Source organism: Streptomyces sp. NPDC086023 (genome assembly GCF_044540325.1).
Taxonomy (GTDB): Bacteria; Actinomycetota; Actinomycetes; order Streptomycetales; family Streptomycetaceae; genus Streptomyces.
In genome coordinates, this window is record NZ_JBITRX010000018.1 from 69,205 (window position 1) to 80,896 (window position 11,692).

The 11,692-nt window shown below is 73.7% G+C and carries 10 protein-coding genes and 1 riboswitch; of the genes, 2 read left to right on the forward strand and 8 right to left on the reverse strand.

Features of this window, described 5'->3' with window-relative positions:
* Window positions 1-204: 204 nt before the first annotated feature.
* Both ACIF6F_RS29410 and ACIF6F_RS29415 read right to left on the reverse strand, forming a co-directional pair.
* Window positions 205-690 carry a cupin domain-containing protein gene (locus tag ACIF6F_RS29410; RefSeq protein ID WP_399953315.1) on the reverse strand — a complete coding sequence of 162 codons (486 nt, stop codon included), beginning with the start codon at window positions 688-690 and terminating at the stop codon, window positions 205-207.
* 139 nt (window positions 691-829) lie between these two features.
* Window positions 830-2,101 carry an MFS transporter gene (locus ACIF6F_RS29415; RefSeq protein ID WP_399953318.1) on the reverse strand — a complete coding sequence of 424 codons (1,272 nt, stop codon included), beginning with the start codon at window positions 2,099-2,101 and terminating at the stop codon, window positions 830-832.
* 391 nt (window positions 2,102-2,492) lie between these two features.
* Here ACIF6F_RS29415 and ACIF6F_RS29420 point away from each other — a divergent pair, with 391 nt between their 5' ends.
* The gene (locus ACIF6F_RS29420; protein WP_399953321.1) at window positions 2,493-3,350 is read left to right on the forward strand and encodes an arylamine N-acetyltransferase; all 858 of its coding nucleotides are present in this window, start codon (window positions 2,493-2,495) and stop codon (window positions 3,348-3,350) included.
* 121 nt (window positions 3,351-3,471) lie between these two features.
* Here ACIF6F_RS29420 and ACIF6F_RS29425 read toward each other — a convergent pair whose 3' ends face one another.
* The 4 genes from ACIF6F_RS29425 to ACIF6F_RS29440 all read right to left on the reverse strand — a co-directional run bounded on the left by ACIF6F_RS29425 (window position 3,472) and on the right by ACIF6F_RS29440 (window position 9,087).
* Window positions 3,472-4,122, reverse strand: coding sequence for a thymidine kinase (locus ACIF6F_RS29425; protein ID WP_399953324.1), 651 nt, complete (start codon window positions 4,120-4,122; stop codon window positions 3,472-3,474).
* Between the two features lie 66 nt (window positions 4,123-4,188).
* Window positions 4,189-5,388, reverse strand: a complete 1,200-nt coding sequence (locus ACIF6F_RS29430; protein ID WP_399953327.1) for an alkaline phosphatase family protein — start codon at window positions 5,386-5,388, stop codon at window positions 4,189-4,191.
* Window positions 5,388-5,978, reverse strand: coding sequence for a DUF5998 family protein (locus tag ACIF6F_RS29435; protein WP_399953330.1), 591 nt, complete (start codon window positions 5,976-5,978; stop codon window positions 5,388-5,390). The genes ACIF6F_RS29430 and ACIF6F_RS29435 overlap by 1 nt, the downstream gene beginning before the upstream one ends.
* Before the next feature lie 67 nt (window positions 5,979-6,045).
* Window positions 6,046-9,087: a GNAT family N-acetyltransferase gene (locus ACIF6F_RS29440; RefSeq protein ID WP_399953333.1), complete on the reverse strand. Its 3,042-nt coding sequence runs from the start codon at window positions 9,085-9,087 to the stop codon at window positions 6,046-6,048.
* A 184-nt stretch (window positions 9,088-9,271) separates the two neighbouring features.
* On the opposite strand from ACIF6F_RS29440, the gene ACIF6F_RS29445 reads away from it, so the two are divergent.
* Window positions 9,272-9,553 carry an HPr family phosphocarrier protein gene (locus ACIF6F_RS29445; RefSeq protein ID WP_399953336.1) on the forward strand — a complete coding sequence of 94 codons (282 nt, stop codon included), beginning with the start codon at window positions 9,272-9,274 and terminating at the stop codon, window positions 9,551-9,553.
* Between the two features lie 165 nt (window positions 9,554-9,718).
* Here the strand turns inward: ACIF6F_RS29445 and ACIF6F_RS29450 are convergent, their stop codons facing one another.
* Both ACIF6F_RS29450 and ACIF6F_RS29455 read right to left on the reverse strand, forming a co-directional pair.
* Window positions 9,719-10,405, reverse strand: coding sequence for a GntR family transcriptional regulator (locus tag ACIF6F_RS29450; protein ID WP_399953339.1), 687 nt, complete (start codon window positions 10,403-10,405; stop codon window positions 9,719-9,721).
* Window positions 10,406-10,658: 253 nt separating this feature from the next.
* On the reverse strand, window positions 10,659-11,456 hold the full coding sequence (locus tag ACIF6F_RS29455) for a M23 family metallopeptidase (protein WP_399953342.1): 798 nt from the start codon (window positions 11,454-11,456) through the stop codon (window positions 10,659-10,661).
* Between the two features lie 12 nt (window positions 11,457-11,468).
* Window positions 11,469-11,628: riboswitch (cyclic di-AMP (ydaO/yuaA leader) on the reverse strand.
* Window positions 11,629-11,692 lie beyond the last annotated feature (64 nt).

The following is an 11,692-nucleotide window of genomic DNA, read 5'->3' on the forward strand; positions in this document are numbered from 1 at the left end:
CGCCCCGCGCCGCCCGCCCCCCCCGGCCCCCCCCCCCGCCCCCCCCCCCCCCCCCCCCCCCCGGGGCCCCCCCCCCCCCCCCCCCCCCCGGGCCCCCCGCCCCCCCCCCCCCCCCCCCCCCCCCGCCCGCCTGGTCTTCACGCCCGGTCCTCGGGGCCGGACGTCAGGCGTCCGGACGCCGGGTGTCCCGGGCGGCGGACCGGACTAGCGGATGACGTCGAACTCCAGGGCCACCACGCTGGCGTCCTTGGCGTCGATCTCGAACTGCTCGGCCGGCGGACGCGGCACGCCGTTGGCGGCCGAGATGCCGAGCTTCTTGAAGTAGCCCTCGGTGCCGCCGGGCGTGTACCAGGCGAGCATCTTCACCGGGGTGTCGCCGAGGACGCTGTACGTGTGCGCCTTGCCGCGCGGCAGGAAGACGAACGAGCCCGGCCCGGCCGTCTCGACGCGGCCCTCCCAGCGGAGTTCCAGGCTGCCCTCAAGGAGGTAGAAGGCCTCGTCCTCGCCGTGGTGGGTGTGCGGCGGGGCGCCGGAACCGGGGTGCAGCACGACCTCCAGCAGGCCGAACGCGCCGCCCGTGTCCTGCTTCTCCGCCTTGAAGGTGTAGTGGTCACGGAATACCCACCGGGTGTCACCCTCGCCCTGGGCGACGTGGATGAGTTCCGGAGCCGACTGTTCCTGAGTGGTCACTGCTCTCTCCCTCTGTGGAAAGTTCTTCTGTGTGGCCTTCGCGTGGGACGGCGCCCGGTGAAGGGGCGTCACGTCCGGTTGTGCTGACGGTTCACCGGTTCAATGGGCCACCACCTCCTCTCCCTGCCGGGGGACTTCGTCACGCGGCCGCGTGGCGGCGGGCCGACCGGGCGGCGAGGCCGACGAGCCCGATGCCGACCACGAGGGCGGCCGCGAGGAGCAGCGCCAGGCTGGACAGGCCCGGCATGCCCTGCGGGATCTGGGCACCCAGTGCGACTCCGCCGTTGAGGATGAAGCTGTAGATCGCGGTGGCGGTGGCCCGGGCGGGCCCGGCGCTGGTGCCGACGGCCTGGACGAGGGCCGGGCTGACGGTCGAGATCGCCAGCACGTAGACGAAGAGCGAGACGCCCAGGCCGATCACGGAATCGGCGTACAGGGCGGCCGCGAGCAGTCCGACGGCGCCGACGGCGAACCCGATGACCGTCCGGGTCAGTGCGGACAGGCGTCCCATGACCGGCGCGAGGAAGACGGCACCGACCATGGCCGGGAGGGCGCTGGCGCGGAGGGCCAGCATCGTGTCGTGGTTCCCGACCACCTCCGCGGGCCCGTAGAGCTGCACACCGGTGTAGATCGCGGTGAGGCTGCCGAGGACGCCCAGGGAGGCCACGAAGAGCGCGACGATCGAACCGTTCCGCAGCACGCCGGCGACGGGCGAGGGCCCCTTGGCGTCGCGCGGCGGCAGGTCCCTGGCCTCGTCCGGCAGCAGGACCTTCCAGGCCACCGCCGCCACGACCGCCAGCAGCGGCGCCACCAGCCAGAACACGGACTGCCAGCCCAGCGAGGACCCCAGGATCTGCGCCATGACCTGGCCGACGCACAGCGCCACGCCCAGAGCGCAGGACACCACGGTGAGGGCCAGGGCGAGGCGGCGCGTCGGGACCCGGTCGCTCAGGTAGATGTACACCACCGGCGTGAACACACCGGCCATCGAGCCCTGCAGGGCCCGCAGAAGGGAACCGGTCACGAGATCGGACGCGAGCGGCACGAGCGCCGTCATCACGGCCATGACCGCGATGCTCGCGACCACGACGTTGCGGCGGCCGTACCGGTCGGCGAGGAAGCCGCTCGCCAGCGAGGCGCACGCGTAGGCGGCGGAGAACGCCGTGGTCGCCCACGCCGCGGAACCCTGCGAGACGCCCCACGCCTCACCGAAGTCCGGCATGAGCGGGATCGCCACGTAGCCCTGGCTGACGACGACGACGGCGGCGAGGGCGAGGACCGCCAAGGTCGTGGCGAAGGGGAACTGCTCGGCGCGCTCCTCGGCCGTGAGGCCGACCGCCGGTTTCGACGCCACTGTTCCGGTGGTGCGGACCGCGGCTGTTTCGCTGTCCGAGGCCGATGTGTTCGACATCAGAAATACTCTCCTTTGTGCGGCCAGGGCCGGGGAACGGACCTGGGCACGCTCGCGGTTGGCGTCTCTTCGCGGCGACGGATCGCAGCCCGCCGGCCAACCTTCCTGAAGGTTGCGGAGCGGGCTCGGGCAGGGTCAAAGGGGCGGGCGCGGGTCCGTCAGGTCCTCGGACCCGCCGACGCGGAGGCATCGGGGAGAGGGTCCATGTGCCCCTGGACGGAGGCTCCGTGGGCCCGCGGACCGGGCATCGGGCGGCAAGTGCCCCCAGTCCTGACAAACTCCCGGAATCGGATCCCGGCTCTCCGGACGGCTGCCGGAGCATGGCCGCTGGGTGCGCACGCGAGCACGATCCGCGCGCGGGCCCCGTACCCCACCACACCGGGAGATGACCATGCAGATTGACGCACTACCCGCGCAGCCCGGCACCGAGCCGGACTGGGGCGCCGAGAAGCTCGACCTGGACGCCTACCTGGCCCGCGTCGGCTACGACGGCCCGCGCACCGCGGACGCGGCCACGCTCCGCGCCCTGCACCGCGCCCACCTCGCCACGTTCTCCTTCGAGAACGTCGCCCTGGCGCTCGGCGGCGCCATCGACATCGACATCGACGCGATCCAGCGGAAGATGGTCGGCGAGGGCCACGGCGGCTACTGCTACGAGAACAACCTGCTGTTCGCCGCCGTCCTGGAGCGCCTCGGCTTCCCGGTCTCCCGGCTGCTGTCGCGCGTACGCCGCGGGAACGCGCCGGTCCGCTGGCGCTCCCACACCGTCCTGCTGGTCGAGGCGGACGGGCGGCGCTGGATCGCGGACGTCGGCTTCGGCGACGAGGGCCCGCTGGAGCCGGTGCCCTTCGAGGCCGGCGGTCTCCTGACGGCGGGCGACTGGACGTGGCGTCTGGACCGGGAGGGCGACGACTGGATCCTGCGCAGCGAGCACGCCGACGGCTGGTTCGACGTGTGGGCGGTCCGCCTGGAGCGGCAGCACGCCATCGACTTCCAGGTGGCGAACCACTACTCGTCCACGCACCCCCGCTCGCCCTTCGTGGGCCAGCTCGTCGCGCAGCGGCCCGAGGCGCACGTGCGCTACAGCCTGCGCAACCAGGAGCTGGTGCGGACCTTCCCGGACGGTCGCAAGGAGACCGTCCGACTGTCCGCCGACGAACTCGTCGACACCCTGCGCGAGACGTTCCGCATCGCGCTGACCGACGACGAGTCGAAGCTGCTCCGCGACCTCTACCCGGCCGCGAACTGACAGCCGCCCGGGCGGCGCGTCACGGACACCCCGTCACGCGCTGCCCCGGGCCGCCCTGGGCCGCCCTGGGCCGCCCTGGGCGGACGCGGTACCGGCCCGGAGGAGTCCCGGAATCGGCAGATCAGCCGGAGGCGACCGGGAGGACGTCCGGGGAGAGGGAGCCCGCGTGGGCGGTGGCGCTGGTCATGTGGCGGCGGTGGTGGCGGCGGCAGAGGACCTCGTAGCCGATCTCCTCCGCGGGGCGGTTCACGTCGCCGACGACGACCTGCTCGCCCTCGACCACCATCACGCCGCCCACCGTGCGGGCGTTGTGCGTGGCGCGGGCGCCGCACCAGCACAGGGCCTCGACCTGGAGCTGCTCGATGCGGTCGGCCAGTTCGATCAGGCGCTGCGAGCCCGGGAAGAGCTTGGTGCGGAAGTCGGTGGTGATGCCGAAGGCGAAGACGTCCATGTCCAGGTCGTCCACGATCCGGGCCAGCTGGTCGATCTGGTCCGGCGTCAGGAACTGCGCCTCGTCCACGATCACGTAGTCGGCCTTGCCGCCCGCCGAGAGTTCCCTGACCAGGTACGCGTACACGTCCATCGGGTCGGTGACCTCGACCGCGTCCGTCACCAGGCCGAGGCGCGAGGAGAGCTTGCCCTCGCCGGCGCGGTCCTGCCGCGTGAAGATCACGCCCACCAGTCCCCGGGCCGAGCGGTTGTGCGTGATCTGGAGCGCCAGAGTGCTCTTTCCGCAGTCCATCGTTCCGGAGAAGAACACCAGCTCGGGCATGGGGAAGCGCTGACCTTTCGGGTCGGGTCGGGTCGAGTCGGGGAGGGGCGGGCGGGGCGGCAGGCGTCAGGTGCGGACTTCGAGGAGCGGCACGAACTGCTCCGCGGGGGTCATCGAGCCGTGCATGCCGGTCAGGGCGGACTCGTTGACCTCGGTGCGGGAGGCGATGATCGCGACGTCGTCCCGGGCGGCGGCGATCACGTCGCCGATCCGGCCCAGCACGCGCTCGTCGCACTCCCCCGGCGCCCCGAACCAGCCCAGGGCCAGGGCCTCCTCGCGGCTCGCCACCCAGAAGCGGTCCCCGAGCACCTCGCGCCAGACCGTGAGGACGTCGGCCTCCGCGCCCGGTACGGCGTACACGTGCCGCGCCCGGCCCTCGCCGCCCAGCAGCGCGACGCCGGCGCTCAGTTCCCAGTCCTCGTCGAAGTCGTAGCGGGACTCCTCGTCGAACGGGATGTCCACCATGCCGTGGTCGGCCGTGACGTACAGCGCCGACCGCGCCGGGAGCTGCTCCGCCAGCCGCTGGACCAGCCGGTCCACGTACATGAGCTGGCCGCGCCAGGCGTCCGAGTCGACACCCTGCCGGTGGCCGGCGCCGTCCAGCTCGCTGTAGTACGTGTAGACCAGCGAGCGGTCCCCGGCGCCGAGCAGCTCGGCCGCGAGGTCCATCCGTTCCTCGCCGGTGATCCGGCCGTGGAAGGTGCCGCCGCTCAGCGCGACCTTGGTCAGCGGCGTCCGGGCGAAGTCGGGAGACGACACCTGGGCCGTCGCCACCCCGGCCTCGTGCGCCATGCGGAAGACCGTCGGGTACGGCTGCCAGACGGCGGGCGAGGTCCAGGGCCGCCAGCGCAGCTGGTTCATCAGCTCGCCGGTGGCGGGGTTGCGGGCGGCGTAGCCGGGCAGGCCGTGCCGGGCGGGCGGCAGGCCCGTGCCGACCGAGGCCAGCGAGGTGGCGGTGGTCGCCGGGAAGCCGGCGGTGAGCGGGCGGCCGGTGCCGCCGCGCGAGCTGCCGAGAAGCGAGGTGAGGTACGGGGCCTCGTCCGGGTGCGCCTTGATCTGCTCCCAGCCGAGCCCGTCTATCAGGAACACGCAGTTCCGGTCGGCCGGGGTCAGCTCGGTGATCGTCGCCGTCAGCCCGGGCACGCCCTGGCCGGCCGCGAGCGTGGGCAGCAGGTCGGCGAGCGAGCCCGACCCGTACTGGGGCACGGGTGCGCCGTCGAGGTCGAGGAGTACCGGCTCGGGCTCGTGCCAGGCGGAGTGCACCATCAGCGGGCGCCGGTGGCGGCCGTGGCCTCGGAGAGGGCCTGCGCGAAGGCGAGGGTCTGGCGCACGGCCTCGGGGCCGTCGCCCGCCTCGCTGACGCGCAGGCTCAGGTCGTCGGCGGTGGAGTTGCCGGTGTAGCCGTGGTCGGAGTCACAGTTCGGGTCGCCGCAGGCGGCCGGCTCCAGGTCGATGCGGGAGACCGCGCCCCAGCCGATGGTCAGGACGACCTCGCGGGGCAGGGTGCCGGGCGTGTAGGACTCGGGGTTCGCCACGACGCGGCTGACCACCACGGAGGAGATCGCGCTGATCTTGACCGACTCGGTGGAGGTGGTCGCGTACGGGGACGGGGAGCCCGCGTCGGCGGCCTGCTCGTCGGTGTGGCTCACGATGAAGCGGTTGCCGGTCAGGACCAGGACGGTGACGTGCCGCCGCACCTCATTGGAGTCGAAGGTGGTCTCCTGGTGGACCAGGTACGACGAGATCGGCTCGCCGCCCACCGCGGCCTCCACGGCCTCGGCCACGAGGGCCGGGTAGTAGCCGCTGCGCTCGATCGCTGCGCGCAGCCCCTGGGTCGTCGTACCGGATTTCGCCATGGGGTCCATCCTAAGGCCCGCAGGAGGCGCCCAAGCCGCTCCGTGCGGCCGCTCCCCGCGGCGTCGGTCAGTAGCTCGGCAGCGTGCGGGGCCCGAGGTCGGTCCTGACCGGCGGGCGGGCGATCCGCACCTGTGCGCTGAGCACCGAGAGGCCCTCGGTCGCGACGACGACGGGCTCCAGCGAGACCTGGGCCACCTCGGGGTGCTCGTCCACCAGCCGGGAGACGCGCAGCAGCAGCTCCTCCAGGGCGGGGGTGTCCACCGGCGCGCTGCCGCGCCAGCCGAAGAGCAGGGGCGCGGTGCGGATGGAGCGGACGAGGGCGGCGGCGTCGCGGTCGGTGGCGGGCACGAGGCGGTGGGCGGTGTCGCCGAGCAGCTCGGAGGCCACGCCGGCCAGGCCGAAGGAGAGGACGGCGCCGACCGCGGGGTCGATGACGGACCGGACGACGGTGTCGACGCCCCGCGGGACCATCGCCTGCACCACGGGCAGCAGCTCGGCCGGCTTGCCGAGCAGCTCGGTCAGCTCCCCGTAGGCGCGGCGCAGCTCCTGTTCGTTGGCCAGCTCCAGGCGTACGCCGCCCAGGTCGGCCCGGTGCCTGAGGTGCGGGGCGGTGGTCTTCAGGGCCACGGGGTAGCCGAGCCGGGCGGCGGCGTCGGCGGCGGCGTCGGGGGTGGGCGCGGGCAGCGTGGGCAGCACCCGGATCCCGTACCGGGCGAGCAGCGCGTGGGCGTCGGCCTCGGCGAGGGTGGTGCCGGCGTCGCCGTCGGCGCCGGAGAGCAGCGCCTCCAGCTGGGCGGCGGCCCCGGCGGTGTCGATGTCCTCGTACTCCGGGACCTGGCCGGACACCGCGGTGCCGCGGCGCCACTCGGCGTACCGGACGGCCTCGGCGAGCGCGCGGACCGCCCGCTCCGGGGAGGGGTAGGCGGGGATGGGGCCGCGGGGCGGGCGCGTGTGCTCGGGGGCGGGGGCGGGGGCGGCGGCGGAGCCGGCGGGTGCGGAAGCGTGGGCGGGGGCGGCGGAGCCGCCGGGTGCGGAAGCGTGGGCGGGGGCGGCGGACGCGGGAGCACCGGAGGCCGGTGTGGGTGCGGCGGAGGCGTGAGCGGCCCCGGCGGGGGCCGCGGCCGGGCCGGCCGCCTGCGCTGCGGTGGCTGCCGGGGCCATTCCGGTGGCCAGCGGGTCCGGGCCGGACTGCGCTCCGGACGCCGGGTCTACCGCGGCCGCCGCGTCGGACTCCCGGCCCCCCGCCGCCGTCGTCGAGGCCGCGGTGGAGAGCGCCTCCGCGAGGTCGCCCAGCTCCACGTGCACCACGGCCACCGGCTTCGCCGGGGCCTGGGCCGCGGCCGCCCGGAGCGCCTCGGCCAGGTCCTCGGTGAGGGTGCTCTCCCCCACGGACGGGATGGCGGTGACGATCACCGCGTCGTTCCCGGGATCCCGCAGCGCCGCGCCCAGGGCGGCACGGAAGTCCTCCGGCGCCGCGGCCGTGGTCAGGTCGAGCGGGGCGTGCGGGCGCAGCCCCTCGGTGAGGCAGGCGTCGTACGAGAGGAGGCCGAGGGACTCGGAGTTGCCGAGGATCGCCACGCGCGGGCCGGCGGGCAGCGGCTGGTCGGCCAGCAGCAGGCCCACGTCCACGAGTTCGGTGACCGTGTCCACCCGGATCACGCCGGCCTGCCGGAGCAATTCGGAGACGGTGGCGTCCGGCAGCCGGGTCTCGGGCACGGTGTGGCCGGCCGGGCTGACCCCGCTGTGGCGGCCGCCCTTGGCGACGACCACCGGCTTCACGGCGGCGGTACGCCGCGCGAGGCGGGTGAACTTCCGCGGGTTGCCGAGGGTTTCGAGGTACAGCAGGGCCACGTCGGTGGCGGGGTCCTCGTACCAGTACTGGAGGAAGTCGTTGCCGGAGACGTCGGCGCGGTTGCCCGCGGAGATGAAGGAGGAGAGTCCCGCCCCGCGTCGTACCAGGCCGGAGAGCAGGGCGATGCCGATGGCGCCGGACTGGGCGAACAGGCCGATGCGGCCCGGCTCCGGGGAGCCGGGTGCGAGGGAGGCGTTGAGCCGGACCCCGGGGTCGGTGTTGATGACGCCGAAGGCGTTCGGCCCGATCAGCCGCATCCCGTACGAGCGTGCCTGGCGCACGAGTTCGCGCTGCCGCTCCAGTCCCGCCGGACCGCTCTCGGCGTACCCGGCGGAGAGGACGACCAGGCCCTGGACGCCGTGCTCGCCGCAGTCCGCGACCGCCTCGGGCACGCGTTCGGCGGGGACGGCGACGACCGCGAGGTCGACCGGGCCGTCGAGGCCCGCGAGGGAGCGGTACGCGGGTACGCCGGCCAGCGTCCGGCCCGTACCGTCCGCACCGTCCGGCAGGGCGGCGTTGACGGCGTGGACGGCTCCGGTGAAGCCGGAGTCCAGGAGGTTGCGCAGCGCGGCCCGGCCGACGCCTCCCTCGGTGCGGCTGACGCCGATCACCGCGACGGAGCGCGGCGAGAGCAGCCGCTGCACGGAGCGGGCCTCCGCGCGCTGCTCGCGGGCGCGCTGGACGGCGAGGGACTCGGCGGTGGGTTCGAGGTCGAGGGTGAGGTGGACGGAGCCGTCCTCGAAGCTGCGCTTCTGGGTGTAGCCGGCGTCCGTGAAGACCTTGATCATCTTGGTGTTGGCCGGCAGCACCTCGGCGGCGAAGCGCCGGATGCCGCGCTCCCGGGCGACCGCTCCGATGTGTTCGAGGAGTGCGGAGGCGACCCCGCGGCCCTGGTGGGCGTCCTGGACCAGGAAGGCGACCTCGGCCTCGTCGGCGGGGCCGGTGGCGGGGCGGCCGGTGGCGTCGATCCGGTCGTAGCGGACGGTGGCGATGAACTCGTCCCCCACGGTGGCGGCCAGGCCGACCCGGTCGACGTAGTCGTGATGGGTGAAGCGGCGCACGTCCTTGGCGGACAGACGCGGGTAGGGCGCGAAGAACCGGTAGTACTTCGACTGGTCCGAGACCTGCTCGTAGAAGCTGACCAGCCGGCCCGCGTCCTCTGTGGTGATCGGCCTGATCCGGGCGGTGCCGCCGTCGCGCAGCACGACATCCGCTTCCCAGTGGGCCGGGTACGAAGGATCCGACGGCGTCCGCATGGGCCAAGAGTACGGCCCGGGACCCCGCGGACCCCACGCGCGCGGCGGGTTGGGCAAGAGGGACGAACCAGGGCAAGCTGGGAGGTCGAACGGCAGGCTTCCTCGGGCCGAAGGTCGGTCGGATGCAGCCCGGCGGTCGTGAGATAGTGGTCTAGACAACCCGCAGAACCTGAAGGGCATCACCATGGCAGAGCGCCGCGTCAACGTCGGCTGGGCCGAGGGCCTGCACGCTCGTCCCGCCTCGATCTTCGTCCGGGCGACGACCGCTTCCGGTATCCCGGTGACCATCTCCAAGGTCGACGGCACGCCCGTCAACGCCGGCTCCATGCTCGCCGTGCTGGGCCTGGGTGCACAGGGTGGCGAGGAGATCATCCTGGCCTCCGACGCCGATGGCGCGGAAGCCGCCCTGGACCGCCTGGCGAAGCTGGTCGCGGAAGGCCTTGAGGAGCTTCCCGAGACCGTCTGAGCTTCCGGCCGGTTTCCGGCCGCCGAATGAGCCGTGACCCGTTCCGGGATGCGGCTCATTTTCCTTTTCTGGCACCTCGGCCGGACAGGGAATGGCGCGGCGAAATCAGGGCACGGAAAAAATGCGGCCCGACGAATTCCGCCACCCCTTTGTATACGGCCTTTGTTAAAGGCGGCCGCCCGCGGTGTTTACGGCAGGTTGCGAACCCCTCACCGGCCCCTCGCCCCGCGCCCTCCGCAGCCGGTGCGCCCCCGTGGTGCGGGCCATGTGCGCGGCGGCGAGGGCCCGCGCCCGGTCGGCGTCCCCGCGCGCCACGGCGTCGACGATGGCGCCGTGCTCGGCCCAGGACTCCACGGGGTGCGCCGGGGCCTCCACCACGTACATCCAGGCGATCTTGTGCCGCAGCTGGGTGAGCATCGAGATCAGAGCGGGGCTGCCGGAGGCCTGGGCGAGCGTCTCGTGGAACCAGCCGCCCAGGGAGCGCAGGTCCTCGCCCTGGCCCCGGCGGGCCCTCTCCTGGCCGAGGCGTACGAGCCCGCGCAGCACCTTCAGGTGGCCCTCGGTACGCCGCTGTGCGGCCCGGGAGGCCCCCAGGGGCTCCAGCAGCACCCGCAGCTCCAGCAGGTCGGCGGCCTCCTGCTCGGTGGGCTCGGCCACGCAGGCCCCGGCGTGGCGGCGGGTGGTGACGAAGCCCTCGGACTCCAGGGTGCGCAGGGCCTCGCGGACGGGGACGCGCGAGACGCCGTACCGGCGGGCGAGGAGCTCCTCGGTGAGCCTGCTGCCGCGCTCGAAGACGCCGGCGACGATGTCGTCGCGGATCGCCGTGCACACCGCGTGCGCGGGAATGCGCATGACCGGACCTCCGCTTAATCCCCGCGAAACGCGGTCGGCGTCGACATGTGTGCCGCCGACTCTATTGCAGAAACGAGGAATTCCGGAGCGCACCGATGAATTCCGGAATGGTTTTTTACCGGATCTGCACGTGTCGGATGCACACGCCGGCTCCGCGCACCTCCGGCGGAGGGCACGCCGAAGGCCCCGGCTCGGGGAGCCGGGGCCTTCGGGAAGCGTGCGACGCCGCGGTGGCGACGGGTGCGGTCGCGGGTCAGATGCTGACGCCGTGCGAGCGCAGGTACGCCAGCGGGTCGATGTCCGAGCCGTAGTCGGCCGAGGTGCGGGCCTCGAAGTGGAGGTGGGGGCCGCTGGAGTTGCCGGTGGAGCCGGAGAGGCCGATCTGGTCGCCCGGGGTGACGCGCTGGCCGACCGAGACGCTGATCGACGAGAGGTGGCCGTACTGCGTGTACGTCCCGTCGTTCATCTTGATGACGACGTTGTTGCCGTACGCACCGCCCCAGCCCGCCTCGACGACGGTGCCGAGGCCGACCGCGTGCACCGAGGTGCCGGAGGCGGCGTGGAAGTCGATGCCGGTGTGGCTGCCGGAGGACCACATGGAGCCGCCGGCCTTGTACGAGGTGCTGACGTACGAGCCCGCGACGGGGGCCACGTAGGTGAGCAGACGCTTGCGCTCGGCCTCACGGGCGGCGCGCTCGGCGGCCTCGCGCTCGGCCTTGGCCTTCGCCTCTGCCTTCGCCTTGGCCTCGGCGGCGCGCTGGCGGGCCTCGTTCTCGGCCTGGGCCTTGGCGGCGGCGATCTCGGCGGCGGCCTGCTGGGACTCGGCCTGGGCCTCGATCTGGCCCGCGAGGTCGTCGGCGACGACGACGGCGTTCAGGCCGGTGTCCTCGGGGCCACGGGAGTCCGCGTCGGTGGCGGCGAAGGCCGGGCCGGCCAGGGTGCCGACGACACCGGTGGTCGCGAGGGCGGCTATGCCGGCCACGTTCGCGCTCTTGCGGCTCAGACGGCTGGGGCCACGGTGCTTACCGGTGGCACGACTGCCAAAGGCCATGGAGAGGCTGATCCTTTCCTTCCCTCTCGCCTACCGGGTTAGCTGACGGGTTCGGAGCAGGAAGGTCTCCTACGGGCCACCTCTGGCGAGGCGGTCCGATTCACCCCAGGGACTGATGTGGGTCCCCGGCTCCCCAGGCTCGCGCCTGACGGGGACTCGGCGATCGCTGTCCGGTGCCGCGGGTGCGGCTGTTACAGCTGACGGACAGCGAGGTTGACGCTAGGCGGATCGTCGGA

Excerpts from the sequence above, each read along its gene's own strand:
- ACIF6F_RS29455 (WP_399953342.1), bottom strand. The coding sequence starts at position 11,456 with ATGGCCTTTGGCAGTCGTGCCACCGGTAAGCACCGTGGCCCCAGCCGT.
- ACIF6F_RS29425 (WP_399953324.1), bottom strand. The coding sequence starts at position 4,122 with ATGCCCGAGCTGGTGTTCTTCTCCGGAACGATGGACTGCGGAAAGAGC.
- ACIF6F_RS29440 (WP_399953333.1), bottom strand. The coding sequence starts at position 9,087 with ATGCGGACGCCGTCGGATCCTTCGTACCCGGCCCACTGGGAAGCGGAT.
- ACIF6F_RS29450 (WP_399953339.1), bottom strand. The coding sequence starts at position 10,405 with ATGCGCATTCCCGCGCACGCGGTGTGCACGGCGATCCGCGACGACATC.
- ACIF6F_RS29420 (WP_399953321.1), top strand. The coding sequence starts at position 2,493 with ATGCAGATTGACGCACTACCCGCGCAGCCCGGCACCGAGCCGGACTGG.
- ACIF6F_RS29445 (WP_399953336.1), top strand. The coding sequence starts at position 9,272 with ATGGCAGAGCGCCGCGTCAACGTCGGCTGGGCCGAGGGCCTGCACGCT.
- ACIF6F_RS29415 (WP_399953318.1), bottom strand. The coding sequence starts at position 2,101 with ATGTCGAACACATCGGCCTCGGACAGCGAAACAGCCGCGGTCCGCACC.
- ACIF6F_RS29430 (WP_399953327.1), bottom strand. The coding sequence starts at position 5,388 with ATGGTGCACTCCGCCTGGCACGAGCCCGAGCCGGTACTCCTCGACCTC.
- ACIF6F_RS29435 (WP_399953330.1), bottom strand. The coding sequence starts at position 5,978 with ATGGCGAAATCCGGTACGACGACCCAGGGGCTGCGCGCAGCGATCGAG.